This is a genomic window from Acinetobacter sp. 1424608, from assembly GCF_000588255.1.
Taxonomy (GTDB): Bacteria; Pseudomonadota; Gammaproteobacteria; order Pseudomonadales; family Moraxellaceae; genus Acinetobacter; species Acinetobacter nosocomialis.
Genome location: NZ_JFXL01000010.1, coordinates 104,189 through 122,409 on the forward strand (window position 1 = coordinate 104,189; position 18,221 = coordinate 122,409).

Sequence of the window (18,221 nt, forward strand, 5' to 3'; positions counted from 1 at the left end):
CTTTTTTAAGTGTAAAGGGAAAAAGTGTACTTCACACCATGATATTCAAATCATCTAACTAAATTCTTGTGGATCAACATCAATTGAGAGTCTGAGTTGATGCTGTCTTGGCGCATGGACCAACTGAGCCCACCATTGTCTTAAGTAAAAATGCAGACGAGCGCGGTCAGCAGATAAAATCACCATATGTGCGCGGTAACGTCCCGCTTTACGTTCCATTGGCGCTGGAATTGGTCCCCAGATATCAACAATATCACCTGCAATTTGGCGAAGTTGCTCGGCAGCTTCATTTAAAAAATGCAAGGTATAGTCGCGATCTTTCGATTCAGCGCGTATAAGTACGGCATAGCGATAAGGCGGCAGTAATGCAACTTTACGCTCAGCCAATGTTTGTTTTGCGACTGCCCGATAATCTTTTTCGATGAGTGTGTTGAGTAAAGGATGATCTGGCCTTAAAGTCTGTAAATAAACATGGCCTTTATGTTCTCCACGACCTGCACGACCAGCTACTTGTACAATCAATTGAGCAGTACGCTCTGGCGCTCGGATATCGACACTCAGTAAACCTGCATCGATGTCTAAAATAGCAACCAAGGTCACATGCGGAAAATGGTGACCTTTTGCCAACATTTGCGTACCGAGCAAAATCGAAGGTTTATTTTGCTGAATGCGATCATAAATTTTTTGCCAGCTACCGACTCGGCTGGTGCTGTCACGATCGACCCGAATCACATCATGTTCTGGAAATAATTCTTGTAAATGCTCTTCAACCTTGGCTGTACCAGCACCTAAAGTTTTGAGACTCTTTTGCTGACACTCAGGGCAGTGGTCTGGCAAGCGATGAACTGTGCCGCAGTGGTGGCAATGTAAGTAAGAGTAGGGCTGAGTGTGCAACGTAAAATGCGCATCACAATGCGGACAATTCGCTTGCCAACCACAACTTTCACAGACCAGAACAGGTGCATAACCACGTCGGTTTAAAAAAATTAAAACTTGTTCTTTTCTTGCTAGGGTATTTTTAATCTGTTCGATTAAAGGCTGACTAATACCATGCTGTTTTTTGACAATTTTAAGATCAATCAAATGCATTTTTGGTAAAAGCGCATGGCCTGCACGTTGGTTCAGTTGAAGTGCAGTTAACTTGCCAGTTTCGACTAAGTGATAGCTATCAATGCTTGGGGTTGCCGAACCTAAAAGAACAGGACAGCCTTGTAAATGTCCTCGATAAAGCGCGACATCACGGGCATGGTAACGAAAGCCTTCTTGCTGTTTATAAGACAGGTCGTGTTCTTCATCTAAAATGATAAGGCCCAAACGTGGCAGCGGGGTATAAATGGCTGAGCGCGTCCCTAAAATAATAGAGGCCTTTCCAGTCTGTGCCTGTTGCCATGCTTGTAAGCGCTTCGAATCATTTAAGCCCGAATGTAATAAAGCAATGTCACAGTTAAAACGAGACTTAAAGCGTGAAATGGTTTGAGGGGTTAAACCAATTTCAGGAACTAACACCAGTACTTGCTTACCTTGCTTTAGCACTTCATGCATGATGTGCAGGTAAACTTCGGTTTTACCACTTCCCGTTAAACCATCCAACAAAAACGCTTGATATTGATGCTGTGCATTAATGACGTGCTGAGTTGCTTTCTTTTGGTCATCATTTAGCGTGAGTGGCATTTGAGCCAATTGTACGGGTGCTGGGCTAAAGTCATGTGGCTCAAGCGTACAGTCTACCAGTCCTTTCTTTTGAAGTGCTTTAAGTGTCGCAGTTTCTACACCACTCAAATTAAGAATATTTTCTGTAGTTCCGGCAGGGTGTAATTTTAAAATTTGATAAGCGTCTTGTTGTTTGATTGAGCGTTTTAATAAAGCTTGAACATTGTCACATGGAATGATTTTCCATAGATGAAATAAAACATCCATGGGTTTACCCTGACGTAATAACGCAGGTAAAGCAGTCTGCATCACCTCACCAATCGGAAATTGGTAATATTGTGCTGACCATGTCAATAAATTTAAAACTTGTTCATCTAAAATAGGTTCATTATCTAAAAGTTCAGAAATGGCTTTAAGTTGAAAGTTACCTGTAAATGATTCTTGTGGGTCAACTTTTTCAGTAATGATACCAATCAGGTTTTGCCGTCCAAATGAAATTGCGACGCGTGAACCTACTTGAGCCCGTTCATATTGTACTTTGGTGAGTGTATAGTCAAAAGTGTCGTACAGATGCACAGGTACGGCAACACGCACACGATAAACAGCTGAATCAGGCTTTGGCGTTATGGTCATAGAGGCTCATTTCGTCAATTTTAAAAAACGGCATAGCGTCGTGAAGAGGACTTGGGTATTCTACACAGGCTATAGAATGAATATGAATGATTGCGTAGCATAGATGCAACAGCAGCGACTATTATTTTTGGAAAATTAGAACATTACCATGCCTGCATATCAATTTACTGCTATTGATGCTTCAGGGAAGCAGCAAAAGGGGGTGCTTGAAGGAGACTCAGCACGTCAGATTCGCCAACAATTACGCGATAAAGCATGGACTCCGATTAGCGTTGACCCTGTTGAACAAAAAGATAAGCATCAAAGCCACGGGTTATTCCAGAAAAAGTTTAGTGCTTATGATTTGGCACTGATGACCAGACAACTCTCCGTTTTGGTCGCTGCTGCAATTCCTTTAGAAGAAGCTCTCCGCGCCGTGAGCAGACAAAGTGAAAAAGCACATGTGCAAAATCTTTTACTCGCGGTTCGTTCAAGAGTATTAGAAGGGCACTCACTTGCGCAAGGCATGCAACAGTCAGGTCGTTTTCCTGACCTTTATATTGCAACGGTTGCAGCAGGTGAGCGTTCAGGTCATTTAGATCTCATTTTAGATCAGCTATCAGACTACACTGAGAACCGTTTTGCCATGCAAAAGAAAGTTCAAGGTGCCATGATTTACCCGATCATTTTAATGCTGATGTCATTTGGTATTGTGATGGGATTAATGACCTATGTGGTTCCAGAGATTGTAAAAACCTTCGATCAAAGCAAAGATGCCTTACCATGGATTACAGTCGCTTTAATGAAAGCAAGTGATTTTATTCGCCATGCGTGGGTCTTTATCATCCTTTTTGCTGTGATAGGCGTTGTTGCCTTTGTGCGGTTTTTAAAAACAACGGCTGGTCATTATGCTTTTGATCGCTTAACACTCAAATTGCCATTATTCGGTAAACTGTCTCGTGGTATTAATGCTGCACGCTTTGCCAGTACTTTATCTATTTTGACTCGTTCGGGTGTGCCGTTGGTGGATGCTCTAAAAATTGGTGCTGCTGTGACCAATAACTGGGTCATCCGTGACTCTATTGCCCATGCTGCTGAGCGTGTTACCGAAGGTGGTAACTTGGGTACGCAATTGGAGCGCAGTGGTTATTTCCCACCAATGATGGTACAAATGATTCGAAGTGGTGAGGCATCAGGTGAGCTTGACCGTATGCTGGAACGTGCATCAACTATGCAAGACCGTGAGGTGACGACATTTATTTCCACCTTATTGGCATTACTTGAACCGCTTATGCTGGTATTAATGGCAAGCATTGTGTTGGTTATTGTAATTGCAGTTATGCTGCCAATCGTAAATATGAACAATATGATTTAATAACTTTGATATTAGAGATAATGATGAAGATGGTCATGAAACAAAAAGAGCACGTTAAGGATGCTCAAAAAACCTCAAGCGTAGCTTTCAGACTTTCGGCACGTTCGAGCGGTGCTCGAATGAAACGTGCCTCAGGCTTTACCCTTATTGAAGTCATGGTCGTGATTGTTATTTTAGGTGTGTTGGCGGCTTTAATTGTGCCGAACGTCATGGGTCGTAGTGAAAAAGCTAAAATCGATACCACTCAAATTACGTTGAAGGGGGTAGCGGGTGCTTTAGATCAGTACAAGCTCGATAACGGACATTTCCCAACTATGCAAGAAGGCGGACTAGATGCACTTATTAATCAACCTGCTACAGCAAAAAACTGGATGCCAGGTGGTTATGTGAAAGGTGGTTATCCTAAAGACAGTTGGAAAAATGATATTCAATATGTCATTCCTGGAAAAGACGGTCATCCTTTTGACTTATATTCATTTGGTGCAGATGGTAAAGAAGGTGGTGAAGGCAACGATGCCGATATTTACTATCAGCCTTAATTAAAATATAAGAGAGATTATCGATTCGGTTAATAAGATAAAACGATAATCCGAATTGATAATCTTTCTTAATCACAAAAATATAATAACTAATTGAAAATAAGGTAAAAAAGTTAATATTTAATTTTGAGATTTAAAATAAGAATTATTCCCATATTTAATAGTTACAAGAAAGTTAAAATATGAGAGAAAATAAGCTATATATTTAAATAAAAGCTTTGCATAATAAATAAAAACCACTTTATAAAACTATGGGAGAGATTAAATGAAAGCATTTCTCGTACTTGATGAACTGAATCAGTTTCATTGGGCGATGCTTAAGTCTGTCCTATTGATTTTAGCATTATTACCAATTGCTGAAGTTTCATTAAAACTATGGCTGAGTACAGAAGGTAGCAGCCAAATCATGATTGGTTTCTTCGCATTAAGTATTGTCAGTGCATGGTTAATGGTGAGCTTTTTCACTGCATTAAAAGCGAGCGTATGGCAAGCGAAACAAATATCATCTAAATATGAGCAATTAGTTTTTAAAGCTTATCGCTATGTACCAATGGTTTTTTTATCAAGTCTAGTTGCTTATTTATCTTTGCAGTTATCTATCGCTTTTTAATACTGATAGCTAACTTCATTTTTGAAAAAGACGTAGATATTAAATCTACGTCTTTTTTGTTTAAGCAGGCTGTACCAATAGTGTCGTGATTTTACGGACGATCGGTAAGACTAAAAGTAATGTTGGAAAAGCGATTATCCAAGAAATTGCCCATGCAGACATCCATACATATAGGGAAAATTCTTCTAATCCCAAACTTCGTAATGTACTAATCATTGAAACCACAAAAGTCATAATGATCGATAAAAGAAAGGGTAAAACGATAGAGGTATAGCGATTTGGAAGTTTTCTAAAACTAGATAAAGATTTTGAGTTTTTCATTTTAACTCCGTAAACCAACAAACGCCCGTGCCATTCAAAATATAAAAATATTTTGAATAAATAGCTCCAAGCATTGTTGGAGGTATGTTGGCACGTTGATTGACGTAAACGTTTACGGCTTTTGAGTCAGCAGATTTAATTTAACATGAATTTTGAGAGCTGAAAATAAAAAGAGGGTGTTTCTTTATTTGTACATATTATATGCTTCAAATCAGATATTTAAGAATATGAGAAAAGTAAATGGAACAAATCGAGTGGAATGATTTTTTAAAAGTAGAGCTTCGTGTAGGTAAAATTATTCAAGCTGAGGTTTTTGAAAAGGCGCGTAAACCTGCTTATATTCTGCATGTAGATTTTGGTGAAGAATTGGGTGTACGTAAATCGAGTGCCCAGATTACTAAACTTTATCAACCGCAGGACTTGATTGATAAATTAGTAGTTGCCGTCGTGAATTTCCCTAAAAAGCAAATAGGGCCTATTCAATCAGAATGTTTAGTGACAGGGTTTCATAACGCAGATGGGGATGTTGCACTTTGTATCCCAGAGTTTGAAGTTCCTCTGGGTACAAAGCTATTATAACTTAGCGACGTGATTTATAAGACACATCAACTTTACGTGGACGATAGATCCAACCTAAAACCAACAGTAATACTGCAAATCCTAAAATTGGATAATCACCTAAACGGTTATAGAGAGTTTGGCCTTGCATAGCCGGTAAATCACCTCTCAAGACAAACTCTTTATCAATCGGTGCTTGTTCAGTGATATGACCATTTTGATCAATAAACGCTGTTACACCTGTGTTGGTTGCACGAATAAACCAGCGACCATTTTCTTTTGCGCGCATTTGTACCATTTGTAAATGTTGCCATGGGCCAGCAGTACCCGTAAACCAAGCATCATTAGATACAGTCACCAAGAAGTCGCTATCTTCTGCATTACGTCGTGTTAGGTTCGGGTAAGCCACTTCATAACAAATTGCAGCAGCAAGCGCATGCCCTTTAATTAAAAGTGGTTTCTGATTGCTCTCACCACGTGTAAAACCGCTCATGCTAATATCATTTTGCATGGCTGGTAACACCCAAGAGAGTAAACCTGAAAGCGGAATATATTCACCAAACGGCACAAGACGCTGCTTTTTATAAAGGCCGCTTGAATCGCTGCCAGACGCCATAATACTGTTGTAATACAGAGGACTGCCGACTTGATGTGATTTTGCAACATCCCAATAAGGAATACCGGTTACCCAAGCAGTATGGTTCTTTTTCGCTTGTGCATCCATGGCATCCAAAAACGGTTCAATATCGGTTTGGAAGAGTGGAATTGAAGACTCAGGCCATACAATGAGGTCACGGCCCCATTCAGATTGAGTTAAACCTGCATAAATTTCTAATGTTCTAACTTGATATTCGGTTAGCCATTTTAAATCTTGTGGAATGTTACCTTGAATAAGCGAAACACTAAGCGGTTTAGCCGCTTTAGGTTGTACAAACTGAATATATGATGCTCCCCATGCACCTAAAACTAATAGGGCAGAAGGAATAACCCAGAAAATACGCTTACGCAGAACTTCAACTAAAGCACATGCTAGTACAATTGCCACGAAAGAAATTGCATAAATACCAAATAGCGGTGCATAGCCATCAAGTAAACGTTCGGTAAAAGCGTACCCTACAAATAGCCATGGGAAACCTGTAAACACCCAAGTTTTAGCCCACTCAAAAACAATCCAGAGAGGGGCGAAAGTCAGCGGTGTTTCAGGGAAGAAGCGTCGATAAACCCAAGTTTGGAATGCTGTAAATAACCCCATCACAAGAGCCATAACAGCAATCATACATACGCTTAAAAAGGCATTGGTATCGCCGTATACATGGATAGATGTATAGAGCCAGAAAGCCCCTACAAACCATAAACCAAAACCATAACTCCAGCCAATTGCAAATGCTTGTTTGGCTGAGCGTTTATGTAATGTTGCATAGAGTAGGGCAGGAGACAAAATTGCCAGCCACCACCAATAATAAGGTGCCAGTGCAAAACTGAACACGGCACCTGAAAATAAAGCAATGAGCAATGGAAAAATTAAAGGAAGCTGTTTTTGTTGTTGCGAAGAATCTAACAGCTTTTCAAAGTATGCTCTCATTGACGTACAGCTCGAATCAGATGAATAGTGCGGGCATCTGCTTCAACAATCGTAAATAACCATTTTCCAAGTTCAACTGTCTGACCTTGTAAATCACTGACTAGACCAATTTCTTGAAGCAATAAACCGCCGACAGTTTCTACTTCATCGTCAGAAAAATCAGCATCTAAAACAGTGTTGAAGTGTTCAATTGGTGTAAGTGCCTGCACCATCCATGCATTCGCTACAGTATGGTCGTTATCTGGAACAATGTACTGTGCATCTTCATCAGTAGTATCATGTTCGTCTTCAATTTCACCAACGATCTCTTCAAGAATATCTTCAAGCGTAACAAGACCAGCCGTTGAACCATATTCATCAATGACAATTGCGATATGGGTTTGGGTATGTTTGAGCATACGAAGAACTTGATCTGAACGTGCGCTTTCAGGCACAAATAATGGCTGGCGCATAAGCGAGCCAATATCTAATTTGGTATTCGGTTCAGTCAAAAATGGCAGTAAATCTTTTGCCAATAAAATACCGACGACGTTATCGGGTTGGTCAGCTGAGAAAACTGGAAAACGTGAGTGAGCAGACTCAACCAATACGTGAAGAATATCAAGTAACTGATCATCTTCTTGCATACTGATCATTGCTGTTCGTGGCGTCATGACTTCACGAATTTTTGTAGCAGGAAGGTCAAGAACACCTTCAAGCATGGCAACAGTATCAGGTTCTAAAAAACGACGTGAATTTTGGACTAGTTTTAATAATTCATCTCGGGTTTCGGGCGCTGTACCTAACCACTTTCGTAAGCCTCGCATTCCCCACGACGGACTCGGTTCCTCTTGCATGATCTTTCCTAAAGACTCAATGTATCAAATGAATACATTGATCATACCGAAGAAAAGGCCCTTATGCATCTATAAAACAAAGTAAAAGACAAAACACATATTGTTATGTAAACACCAGTTACAGTTCATAAGTCAGTGATCAGTTTATGCTAAAATGTGAAAATTCTATTTGTTCGAGTTTGTTATGTCAGAACAACCTATTTCACCTACTGTACAACTCAATACGCGTGGTTTACGTTGTCCGGAACCTGTTATGATGTTACATCAAGCCATTCGTAAATCTAAGTCTGGAGATGTGGTTGAGGTCTTCGCAACAGACAATTCGACTTCGTGGGACATTCCTAAATTTTGTATGCATTTAGGTCATGAGTTGCTTTTGCAAGAAGAACGCTTAGATGAAAATGGTCATAAAGAATTTCATTATCTGGTGAAAAAGGGTTAAAGCAAATATCTAAAGCTTTAGCTCCATGTTCTTGAATCTAATAAAAACTAAAACACTGAATACACTTCATTTCAGGACGTAAAGATGAAAAGTTCTCATCTATGCTTAGGGCTTGCTATTTGTGTCTTATTTAATTCAATCGCATATGCAAAAACCTGTGAAATTCCTATACAAACTATGAATGTCGCAGGTTTAAAGGTTGGGCAAAATATTCGTGAGTTTCAAAAGCTTCACCCTTCAGTAAAGCAAGTGGTATTAGGAGGAGATAGTTACCATTTAGAGTTTGCCGATGGGGTTGATGCCCAGATCAAAAAAACAGGCGTGACTTGGATTGATCATATTGCTTACGATCTGGATAGCGAAGTGATTACTTCATTTAGTTTGAATTTTCTTGATGGCCCTATGGCGAGTTATGAGACGGACTTAGATCTTTTTAAAAGTAGAATTCTCAAAAATTTTAAGGTTCCCCAAAAAGGTTGGGTCCAAAAGAACAATAAATATATCTATCAATGTGATGATTATCGAATTGAGATTCATCAGGACTATGGCGCTGCACATACAGCCATTGGACCAACAGTTATGGTATTTGGTAAAAAATCGAAGATATTCTAATAAAAAAACTCCCCTCATTTGAGGGGAGTTTTTTTAAGGAATTACATATTTGGATAGTTTGGACCACCGCCGCCTTCAGGCGTTACCCAAGTAATGTTTTGAGATGGGTCTTTAATATCACAAGTCTTACAGTGAACACAGTTTGCTGCGTTAATCTGGAAGCGTTTAGAACCATCATCATTTTCCATGATTTCATAAACACCAGCAGGGCAGTAGCGCTGTGCAGGCTCATCCCATTTTGGTAAATTTACGTTCACTGGAATTGAAGGGTCAGTAAGCTTCAAGTGAGCTGGCTGGTTTTCTTCATGTACAGTGTTTGAAATAAACACCGAAGACAAACGGTCAAATGTAAGCTTGCCATCTGGTTTTGGATAGTTTGGTTTGAAGCTCGTTGCATCAACAGTTTTCAATGCAGCAAAGTCTTGCTTCAAGTCATGTAAAGTAAATGGAACTTTAAAGACGTTTTGGTCGATAAAGTTAAATGCACCACCAATCCATTGACCAAATTTATGCATTGCTGGGCCAAAGTTACGAGAGTTAAAAAGCTCTTCTTTTAACCAGCTGTTGTTAAATTTGTCAGTGTATGAAGTCAATTCTTTAACGAATAAATCTTCGCCTTCAGTAACACGTGCAATTGCAAGGTCACCGCCTTTTTCTACACCAGCAGCAATCGCTTCAAATACAGCTTCACCACATAACATGCCTGATTTCATGGCAGTGTGTGAGCCTTTGATTTTTGCAAAGTTTAAGAAACCTGCGTCATCACCAATTAAGCAACCACCTGGGAAAGTCAATTTAGGCAATGAGTTGAAACCGCCTTTCACTACAGCACGTGCGCCGTAAGAAATACGCTTACCACCTTCTAAATACTGTTTAATAAGTGGGTGAGTTTTCCAGCGCTGCATTTCCATAAATGGATACATGTGTGGATTTTCATAAGACAAGTCCACAATCATACCCAAAGTCACTTGGTTGTTTTCAGCATGATATAACCACCAACCACCAGACGAACCAGTTTCAGATAATGGCCAACCTGCACCGTGCATCACTAAGCCCGGCTTATGTTTTGCTGGGTCAATTTCCCAAAGTTCTTTAATCCCGATACCGTAGTGCTGAGGGTCAGCATCTTTATCAAGATTATATTTTGCAATTAGGCGTTTACCTAAGTGACCACGGCAACCTTCAGCAAAGAGGGTGTATTTAGCGTGAAGCTCATAACCCGGAGTAAAGTTATGCGTTGGTTCGCCATCTTTACCAATACCCATGTCGCCAGTTTGAATACCTTTTACAGTACCGTCTTCATGGTAAAGCACTTCAGATGCAGCAAAACCAGGGAAAATAGAAACTTCTAATTCTTCAGCTTTTTGACCTAACCAGCGAACAACGTTACCTAGCGAGATAACATAGTTACCGTCATTGTGCATGGTTTTTGGAACCATCCAGTGAGGTGCTTCTTTAGACGTAGTTTCTGAAAGCAAGAAGAAAGTTTTGTCTTCAGTTACAGGCACGTTAAGAGGCGCACCTTCTTCTTTCCAGTTTGGGAAAAGTTCATTAATAGCACGCGGTTCAAGTACAGCACCAGATAAGATATGCGCACCTACTTCAGAGCCTTTTTCAACTACACAAACTGAAAGATCGGGTAAGTTATTCTCAATCGCTAATTGACGGATCTTAATCGCAGCAGATAGACCTGCAGGTCCTGCACCTACGATGACAACGTCAAACTCCATCGATTCGCGTTCGATGTGTTCCATGTAGGACTCCTCAATACTTAAAGGTGGCAACCGTAATGTCAGATCATCCGGTGCTGCCGTGAGTTTTAATCCATAGGCGCAAATATGCTATTGTGCCTTTTATCGTTTTGGCTAGTATAGTTTTAAACCATGATCTAGCCAATTGGCTGAGTCGTCATATTTTCTCGTCAGCAAGGCATAAACTATGGTAAATCAAAATAATTCCCCATCGGATATGGGAAAAATACCGTTATCTGATGATAAAAACTTAATGAACATTGCACAATACTTAAAAGGTGTACAGCAAAGTCACAAAAGGTCAATCCCACCTTTAGAGCAATGGCATCCAAAGCATTGCGGTAAAATGGATTTAACGGTTAAAGCCAATGGAGAATGGTGGCACGAAGGTCAATTAATCAAGCGCCAAGCTCTATTGGATTTGTTTACCAAAGTCCTATGGAAAGAAGAGGGTAAATTCTACCTGAAAACCCCTGTAGAACAAATTGAAATCGAAGTTGAAGATGAACCTTTATTGGTCAATCAGGTCGATCAGGTTGAAATTTCAGGTGATCAGTTTTTGCAACTGACTACCACCAATCAAGATGTGATTTTAGTTGATGCAGAACACCCGATTTTTATGCGCGAATATGCAGGAGAATTACGCCCATACGTGCATGTCCGATTTGGTATTAATGCGCTTATTCAACGTCAGGCTTTCTATCATCTCGTGAACTACGGAACATTGGTCGAAAATGATAAAGGCGAAACCATTTTGCAGTTAAAAAGTGGTAATTTGCACTTGCAATTAGGCACTTGAGGTTTAAGCTTTATAGAGTGAAATTTTCCGACACTCTCTAGTACTGCCATGACAGCCATACAGCCTTTATTTACCGAATTAGAATCTATGCCTAAAGCATCGGCAGATGCCCCAATTGGTATTTTTGATTCAGGTATTGGAGGTATGTCAGTTGCAGCAGAAATTGCCAGATATTTGCCAAACGAACATATTGTGTATTATGCCGATACAGCCTATGTTCCTTATGGCCCTCGTTCTGATGAAGAAATTAGAGAGCTTACCGCTCGCGCTGTCGACTGGTTATACCGCCAAGGTTGTAAAATTGCAGTCGTGGCATGTAATACTGCCTCAGCATTTAGTCTTGACCATTTACGTGAACATTATGGCGAGCACTTTCCCATTGTTGGTTTAGTACCGGCATTAAACCCTGCCGTATTACAAACCCGTTCTAAAGTAGTTGCAGTATTGGCAACGCCTGCTACTTTTCGTGGGCAACTTATTAAAGATGTCGTTGAAAAATTTGCTGTTCCAGCGGGTGTTAAAGTCATGACTTTAACCAATCTGGAGCTTGTTCCTTGTGTCGAAGCAGGCCAGCAAATGAGTCCTGTTTGTTTGAATGCATTAAAAGAGGTTTTACAGCCTGCAGCCGATCAAGGGGCTGACTATTTAGTGCTTGGTTGTACACATTATCCGTTCTTAAATGAAGCAATTCATCATCTTTTTGATAACCAATTCACACTGGTTGATTCGGGATTGGCAGTTGCCCGACAAACAGCCCGTATTTTAATAAAAAATGAGTTATTATGTGACCAAATACGTCAGAATGTTGCACGTATTGAATGTTATGTAAGTGGTAATAATGCCGAAGCATTGCAACCTGTTTTACAGAATATGATTCCACAAGAATTGACATGGACGCTACACAATCTGAGTTGAGCTCTGTTGTAGGCATTCAGAAGAAAGCGTTTTTTATATTTATTTTTCTTATTTGGGGCGGTTCATAATCTTGGCTTATTTGGGCCATATTAAGATTATGGGGCGATAAGGGTATTGTTATGCTCGATACACGCTATCAGATTTTTATTTCAACGTCAGGTCGCGAGATGCAACCTGAACGTATGGTTCTCTCTCAAACTTTAGTCAGTATGGGTTTTTTTGCTTGGGGTTTAGAGTATAGAAGTCCTTTAACTACAACACTTGCCCGTCGGCAAATTGATGAATCGGATTATATTGTTTTGTTGCTAGGTAGCCAGTATGGTGAACAATCTATTTCTGGTGCTAGTTACTTTGCTCTAGAGTATGAATACGCTTTAAGTCGAGCTAAACCGATTGTTGTATTTATGCATGAACAGCCGGAAAGTCGCGAGATGCATTTACAAGAGGCTCATCCACAGCTTAAAGAAAAATTTCTCGCATTTAGAAAAAAACTATTACATGAAGCTCACCACATATTTTACTTTAAAAGCCCTCGTGACTTAGAGTTAGCGGTCCGTTTAAATATGCCTCTAATAGTTGAACAGCATGTGGGGCAAGGCTGGGTACCTGCACACCAAGCACATCAATTAGAAGATGAAATTAATCGATTAAAAAGTAAAATTTCACAATTAGAGCAACAGTTAGTAGAGTCATCAACTCAAACCAATGAAGTGGCTCCACATGATGTTTTTGCGTTTGAATATCACATTCAAGCTTTTCAAGATGGCAACTTTAGAGAGCTTAAGCGTCAGAGACAAATGACTTGGTCACAGCTCTTAAGTATATTGGCTAAACATTTTGAGACAGCCATGCCAGAAGAAAACTTTGGAACTTGTCTCAATGAATATCTCAATCATGCGGGACTAGAGGATGCCCGTCAGGAGTTGCCAAGAGCACATGCAGTGGCTGGCGCACAGATTAATCACAAGGCACTATTCCGTATTAAAAATCAGATGCAATCACAGGGTTGGATTGTTCCAACCAAGATTGATCAGCAGCATAGTTTATGGAAGGTGACGACAAAAGCGCAAAAGCTCTTGCTCAGTTATAAATGGAACCATCGGGTGACTCGATTAAAAGCTTAGAGCAATTCAATTTAGATATGACCATGAAAACTGTTACATTAGTGTCATAAGATGAACTGAAAGGCATTTGCGCATGTCGTTTGAACAAAAACCGAAAGTTACTGTCATTTTAGCGAATTTAGGCACACCGGATGAGGCAACTGTCCCAGCGGTGCGCCGTTTTTTAAAGCAGTTTTTATCTGATTCACGTGTGATTGAAATACCAAAATTCATCTGGTGGATTATCTTAAATCTGTTTGTTTTGCCTTTTCGCCCAAAAAGAGTAGCGCATGCCTATGCTTCGGTATGGTCTACCGATTCGCCCATGCGTGAAATTGTATTTGAGCAAACTCAACGTGTGCAGGCTTATTTAGAGCGTGAAAATAAACAGTTTGACTTAACTGTGTTGTCCGCCATGACTTATGGTAATCCGGGTATTGATGCAGTTTTAGAAAAGTTAGCAGCTCATCCACAAGAGCATGTCATTTTATTGCCTTTATTTCCTCAGTATTCTGCCACATCGACAGCACCGTTATATGACGCATTTGCTAAGTGGATTCCTACTCAGCGAAATTTGCCAGGCTTGACCATTATTAAAGACTACTACCAGCACCCAATGTTTATTCAAGCACTGGCAGAAAGTGTTTTAGCTTATCAAGCACAGCATGGTAAGCCTGAAAAACTATTGATGTCTTTTCATGGTATTCCGCAGCCTTATGCAGATAAAGGAGATCCTTATGCAGATCGTTGTCGTATTACTGCAAAGTTAGTCGCTGAAGCTTTGCATTTAAAAGATGATGAATGGGCTATTAGTTTCCAATCACGGTTTGGAAAACAAGAATGGGTGAAACCTTATACCGATCAGCTCTTACAAGATTGGGCGAAGCAAGGCGTTAAGTCTGTTCAGGTTTTAAGTCCCGCTTTCTCTGCTGACTGTTTAGAAACACTTGAAGAGCTCGCTATGCAAAACGCTGAGTTGTTTCAAGAGGCAGGTGGTGGAAGCTACGCTTACATTCCTGCTTTAAATAGCGATCAAGCTCATATTGATTTGCTTGCAGGTTTAGTTCAGGCTAATCTTGATGCCCTTACCCATACCTTAGCCCACCGTTAATTGCGTTTTAGCCAGAGGTTCTTATGCTGCAAGTCAAAATTGTTCCAGTTACTGCTTTTGCTCAAAATTGTTCTTTAGTTTGGGACAGTGAAACAAAAGAAGCAGTTTTGATTGATGCAGGCGGTGACGCTGCTGTTTTGAAGAAAGAAGTAGAAGCCTTAGGTTTAAAAGTAAAAGCGTTATGGCTCACTCATGGGCATTTAGACCACGCAGGGGCGGTGGGTGAGCTCGCACAAGAATGGAGTGTTCCTGTTGTTGGTCCGCATAAAGAAGATCAGTTCTGGCTAGATATGATTCAGGAGGTTTCAGCACGTTATGGTTTTCCAATTCCACAGCCAGTAAAAGTTGATCAATGGCTTGAAGGCGGTGAAGTGCTAAAACTCGGTGAAGATGAGTTTGAGGTGCGTTTTGCACCAGGACATACACCAGGTCACGTCATGTTCTATAACAAGAATCATGGTTTACTCTGGACTGGCGATGTCCTATTTAAAGGCTCAATAGGCAGAACAGACTTTCCACGTGGTAACCATGAGCAACTCATTGAGTCGATTCAACGTGAATGCTTTAGCTTGCCAGATCAAACCCAGTTTATTTCGGGTCATGGTCCAATGAGTACCATTGGCTATGAAAAACAATTTAACCCTTTTGTCGCAGGTAAAGCGGGTTAATCTTCATAATCATCTTCATGCTGACTACCCTTGTCTTGCTGAGGAGCATCTTGGGTAGGCAGTCTATATTCATCGTTTGCCCAAGCGCCTAAATCAATGAGTTTACAACGTTCAGAACAAAACGGACGAAATTCATTGCCTTCCCAAACACTTGGTTCACCACAACGTGGGCAGGGGAATGTACGTGGCATAAAGCGATATCCTCAAAGTGAAGAGAAATAGATTAGGCAAAAGTCAGGTGACTTGTTAGACTTGTGCCGATTTTTATTTAGTTTGATGTGATTATGCAGATTCGTCAATTTCAAGCACAACGTATGCAAGCGCCTCGTGATTTTACCCCAATTGAAAATACTCCAATTTGTGTAGAAATTGGGGCAGGCAAAGGTAAACATGCTCTGCTATTTAGTGGGCAAAATCCTCAGCACACGTTATATGCAATTGAACGAACTAGAGAAAAATTCTTAGCCATGCAAAAGCAGCATGGTTTGGAACCAAGAGACAACTTGGTACCTGTACATGCAGATGCTTTACCTTGGGTTGTACATGCTTTACACCCTGCTCAAGTTGAACATTTTTTTATTCTCTATCCGAACCCAGAACCTCATAATCCAGCACAACGCTGGTTGAACATGCCATTTTTTGAGTTCCTGTTATCACGCCTGAAAACAGGTGGAACTATTACTTTAGCAAGTAATATTCCTGAATATATTGAAGAAGCTGAACAACAGTTATTAAATGTGTGGAAGCTGCCTTACCAAAAAGAAAAAATTGCGCAAACCTCTGCACGCACTCATTTTGAAATTAAATATTTAGAGCGTGGCGAGCTTTGTCAGCAGCTCATTATGACCAAGCCTGAAGGTTATACCACTCGTTTTGATGAGTTTGCGCCATTGCAAGGGCAAACACATGGCGAATAAGCGGATTGCCATTATTGGTGCTGGTCCGGCTGGTTTAATGGCAGCTGAGGGACTGAGTCAGTATGCTTATGAAATTGATGTGTTTGAGCAAAAACCTTCGGCTGCGCGTAAGTTTCTGATGGCTGGTAAAACAGGGCTAAATATCTCGCATGCTGAACCATTATCCCAGTTCATTGAACGTTATGACCATGCAGAATGGCTCAAACCGTGGGTTAAAAAATGGGATGCAGTCTGGATTCAGAACTGGATGAAAAGTCTAGGAATAGACTCGTATGTAGGTAGTTCTGGTCGTATTTTCCCTGTTGAAATGAAAGCGGCTCCTTTACTTCGTGCTTGGTTAAAACGTTTAGCAGAACAGCAAGTTAAATTCTTTTATCGTCATCGTTGTATTAATTTGCAAGGTACAACAGTGACTTTAGAAAACCAAAATAATCAAATCACTGAAACTTTTACCCAACAATACGATGCAGTGGTATTAGCATGCGGGGCGGTGTCTTGGTCTCAATTGGGTAGTGATGGCGCTTGGCAAAAATGGATGGATCAATCCAGTATCGAACCTTTTCAAGCGAGTAACGCAGGGGTATTGCACACTTGGTCAGCTTTTATGGAAAGTTGTTTTGGGGAACCTTTAAAGCGTATCAATGCGTGGGTTGAACCTAACCAAGTTACTCATGGTGATATTGTGATTACTCACTACGGTTTAGAAAGTGGGGTCATTTATAAACTCGGACGAGCTTTAAGAGAACAACAAAAACAAGGAAAAAGTTTAAATCTATTTTTAGACTTATTGCCTGATGTAGAGCTTACACAGTTAGTTAAAAAGTTACAGGCTAGCAAAAAACAATCGCTTACTAATATCTGGCGTAAAGCGGGCTTAGACACGGCCAAAATTAACTTAATTAGAGAAGTGGTTGATAAATCGCTATGGAGCCAACCAGAGGTTATGGCTCAGCAAATTAAAGCACTTCAAATTAAATTAGATGGTTTTAGACCGATTGAAGAAGCAATTAGTTGTGCTGGTGGCGTCAAGCAAGGTGCATTAACTGAAAGTCTAGAACTGAAACAAACCTCAGGTGTTTTTTGCTGTGGCGAAATGCTGGATTGGGATGCTCCTACAGGCGGATATTTGCTTACAGCATGTTTTGCTACGGGCCGAGCAGCTGGTGAAGGTGTGCATTCATTCTTAGAAAAATAACAGCGAATTTGGTGCTATGTTTGATATGTGAAAAGTGTTATTTTTGAGCGATCAATAATAATAGGATTTATGAGAACATGTCTCAGACATCACCAGTTTATCAAGGAAGTTGTTTATGTCAGGGTATCCGCTATGAAATTAAAGGCGGTATCGGAGATATTATTCAGTGTCATTGCCAACGCTGTCGGAAAGCCAATGGAACAGCATTTGCCACGAATGCTCCTGTCAACAGTGCAGATTTTAAAATTACACAAGGTGAAGACCTCGTCAAAAAATTTGCTGTGAACGGTGTGTACCGTTGGTTTTGTAGTGAATGTGGTTCACCGCTTATTAGTTCGCGTGATGCCCAACCAGAAATGTATCGTTTAAGAATTGGGACACTAGATACACCATTAGACCAAAAGCCGACAATGCATATTTTTGCTGCTTCAAAAGCAGAGTGGGAAAGCATTTGTGACGATTTACCGCAATACGATGAACGTCCATGATTTAAAAAGTATGTTTTAATCAACTTTTAGATGATTTAATATACTTAAAACAGGGAGATGGCATTCCTCCCTTGAAAAACCGCCGTATTGGCTAATGATGCCTACGTTACCCTCATATATTTATATCGCTGGGTACG

Annotated in this window: 20 protein-coding genes and 1 riboswitch; of the genes, 14 read left to right on the forward strand and 6 right to left on the reverse strand. The window is 40.3% G+C overall.

The window, feature by feature from the left end; genetic code table 11:
- Positions 1-54: 54 nt before the first annotated feature.
- Positions 55-2,283: a primosomal protein N' gene (locus tag J678_RS15115; protein ID WP_017393989.1), complete on the reverse strand. Its 2,229-nt coding sequence runs from the start codon at positions 2,281-2,283 to the stop codon at positions 55-57.
- Positions 2,284-2,431: 148 nt separating this feature from the next.
- Here J678_RS15115 and gspF point away from each other — a divergent pair, with 148 nt between their 5' ends.
- From gspF to J678_RS15130, 3 genes are all read left to right on the forward strand, one after another.
- Entirely contained in the window at positions 2,432-3,637 is a 1,206-nt protein-coding gene (gspF, locus tag J678_RS15120) for a type II secretion system inner membrane protein GspF (protein WP_017393988.1), read from the forward strand.
- Between the two features lie 23 nt (positions 3,638-3,660).
- Positions 3,661-4,176, forward strand: coding sequence for a type II secretion system major pseudopilin GspG (gene gspG, locus J678_RS15125; protein ID WP_017393987.1), 516 nt, complete (start codon positions 3,661-3,663; stop codon positions 4,174-4,176).
- A 265-nt stretch (positions 4,177-4,441) separates the two neighbouring features.
- Positions 4,442-4,786 carry a hypothetical protein gene (locus tag J678_RS15130; protein ID WP_004698999.1) on the forward strand — a complete coding sequence of 115 codons (345 nt, stop codon included), beginning with the start codon at positions 4,442-4,444 and terminating at the stop codon, positions 4,784-4,786.
- A 60-nt stretch (positions 4,787-4,846) separates the two neighbouring features.
- Here J678_RS15130 and J678_RS15135 read toward each other — a convergent pair whose 3' ends face one another.
- Entirely contained in the window at positions 4,847-5,107 is a 261-nt protein-coding gene (locus J678_RS15135; RefSeq protein ID WP_004710772.1) for a DUF2798 domain-containing protein, read from the reverse strand.
- 240 nt (positions 5,108-5,347) lie between these two features.
- On the opposite strand from J678_RS15135, the gene J678_RS15140 reads away from it, so the two are divergent.
- A complete protein-coding gene (locus J678_RS15140; protein WP_002156976.1) occupies positions 5,348-5,686 on the forward strand; it encodes a tRNA-binding protein in 339 nt (112 codons plus the stop codon).
- Position 5,687: 1 nt separating this feature from the next.
- Here the strand turns inward: J678_RS15140 and lnt are convergent, their stop codons facing one another.
- Both lnt and J678_RS15150 read right to left on the reverse strand, forming a co-directional pair.
- Entirely contained in the window at positions 5,688-7,247 is a 1,560-nt protein-coding gene (gene lnt / locus J678_RS15145; RefSeq protein ID WP_002156963.1) for an apolipoprotein N-acyltransferase, read from the reverse strand.
- Complete coding sequence (locus J678_RS15150; RefSeq protein WP_017393986.1) at positions 7,244-8,083, reverse strand: HlyC/CorC family transporter; 840 nt, start codon at positions 8,081-8,083, stop codon at positions 7,244-7,246. Before J678_RS15150 ends, lnt begins: the two co-directional genes overlap by 4 nt.
- A gap of 184 nt (positions 8,084-8,267) precedes the next feature.
- On the opposite strand from J678_RS15150, the gene tusA reads away from it, so the two are divergent.
- Together tusA and J678_RS15160 are read left to right on the forward strand one after the other, a co-directional pair.
- The gene (gene tusA / locus J678_RS15155; RefSeq protein ID WP_002053527.1) at positions 8,268-8,525 is read left to right on the forward strand and encodes a sulfurtransferase TusA; all 258 of its coding nucleotides are present in this window, start codon (positions 8,268-8,270) and stop codon (positions 8,523-8,525) included.
- Between the two features lie 84 nt (positions 8,526-8,609).
- Complete coding sequence (locus J678_RS15160; RefSeq protein ID WP_017393985.1) at positions 8,610-9,137, forward strand: hypothetical protein; 528 nt, start codon at positions 8,610-8,612, stop codon at positions 9,135-9,137.
- Positions 9,138-9,178: 41 nt separating this feature from the next.
- On the opposite strand, the gene J678_RS15165 is transcribed toward J678_RS15160, so the two are convergent.
- A complete protein-coding gene (locus J678_RS15165) occupies positions 9,179-10,891 on the reverse strand; it encodes an electron transfer flavoprotein-ubiquinone oxidoreductase (protein WP_017393984.1) in 1,713 nt (570 codons plus the stop codon).
- A 184-nt stretch (positions 10,892-11,075) separates the two neighbouring features.
- On the opposite strand from J678_RS15165, the gene J678_RS15170 reads away from it, so the two are divergent.
- From J678_RS15170 to J678_RS15190, 5 genes are all read left to right on the forward strand, one after another.
- Positions 11,076-11,687: a DUF1285 domain-containing protein gene (locus tag J678_RS15170; RefSeq protein WP_002053462.1), complete on the forward strand. Its 612-nt coding sequence runs from the start codon at positions 11,076-11,078 to the stop codon at positions 11,685-11,687.
- A gap of 48 nt (positions 11,688-11,735) precedes the next feature.
- Positions 11,736-12,602 carry a glutamate racemase gene (gene murI, locus J678_RS15175; RefSeq protein WP_031959255.1) on the forward strand — a complete coding sequence of 289 codons (867 nt, stop codon included), beginning with the start codon at positions 11,736-11,738 and terminating at the stop codon, positions 12,600-12,602.
- 119 nt (positions 12,603-12,721) lie between these two features.
- Positions 12,722-13,726, forward strand: coding sequence for a DUF4062 domain-containing protein (locus tag J678_RS15180; protein WP_017393983.1), 1,005 nt, complete (start codon positions 12,722-12,724; stop codon positions 13,724-13,726).
- Between the two features lie 73 nt (positions 13,727-13,799).
- Positions 13,800-14,816, forward strand: coding sequence for a ferrochelatase (gene hemH, locus J678_RS15185; protein WP_017393982.1), 1,017 nt, complete (start codon positions 13,800-13,802; stop codon positions 14,814-14,816).
- A gap of 23 nt (positions 14,817-14,839) precedes the next feature.
- Complete coding sequence (locus J678_RS15190) at positions 14,840-15,484, forward strand: MBL fold metallo-hydrolase (RefSeq protein ID WP_006580499.1); 645 nt, start codon at positions 14,840-14,842, stop codon at positions 15,482-15,484.
- Here J678_RS15190 and J678_RS15195 read toward each other — a convergent pair.
- Positions 15,481-15,675: a DNA gyrase inhibitor YacG gene (locus J678_RS15195; RefSeq protein ID WP_001138289.1), complete on the reverse strand. Its 195-nt coding sequence runs from the start codon at positions 15,673-15,675 to the stop codon at positions 15,481-15,483. The genes J678_RS15190 and J678_RS15195 overlap by 4 nt on opposite strands.
- Positions 15,676-15,762: 87 nt before the next feature.
- On the opposite strand from J678_RS15195, the gene J678_RS15200 reads away from it, so the two are divergent.
- The 3 genes from J678_RS15200 (at position 15,763) to J678_RS15210 (ending at position 18,084) form a co-directional block, all read left to right on the forward strand.
- Positions 15,763-16,401 (forward strand): SAM-dependent methyltransferase, encoded by a 639-nt coding sequence (locus J678_RS15200; protein ID WP_079377329.1) that lies wholly within the window; start codon positions 15,763-15,765, stop codon positions 16,399-16,401.
- A complete protein-coding gene (locus J678_RS15205; RefSeq protein ID WP_031997423.1) occupies positions 16,391-17,596 on the forward strand; it encodes a TIGR03862 family flavoprotein in 1,206 nt (401 codons plus the stop codon). The genes J678_RS15200 and J678_RS15205 overlap by 11 nt, the downstream gene beginning before the upstream one ends.
- Positions 17,597-17,673: 77 nt before the next feature.
- On the forward strand, positions 17,674-18,084 hold the full coding sequence (locus J678_RS15210) for a GFA family protein (RefSeq protein WP_017393979.1): 411 nt from the start codon (positions 17,674-17,676) through the stop codon (positions 18,082-18,084).
- 44 nt (positions 18,085-18,128) lie between these two features.
- Positions 18,129-18,195: riboswitch (Fluoride riboswitch) on the forward strand.
- Positions 18,196-18,221 lie beyond the last annotated feature (26 nt).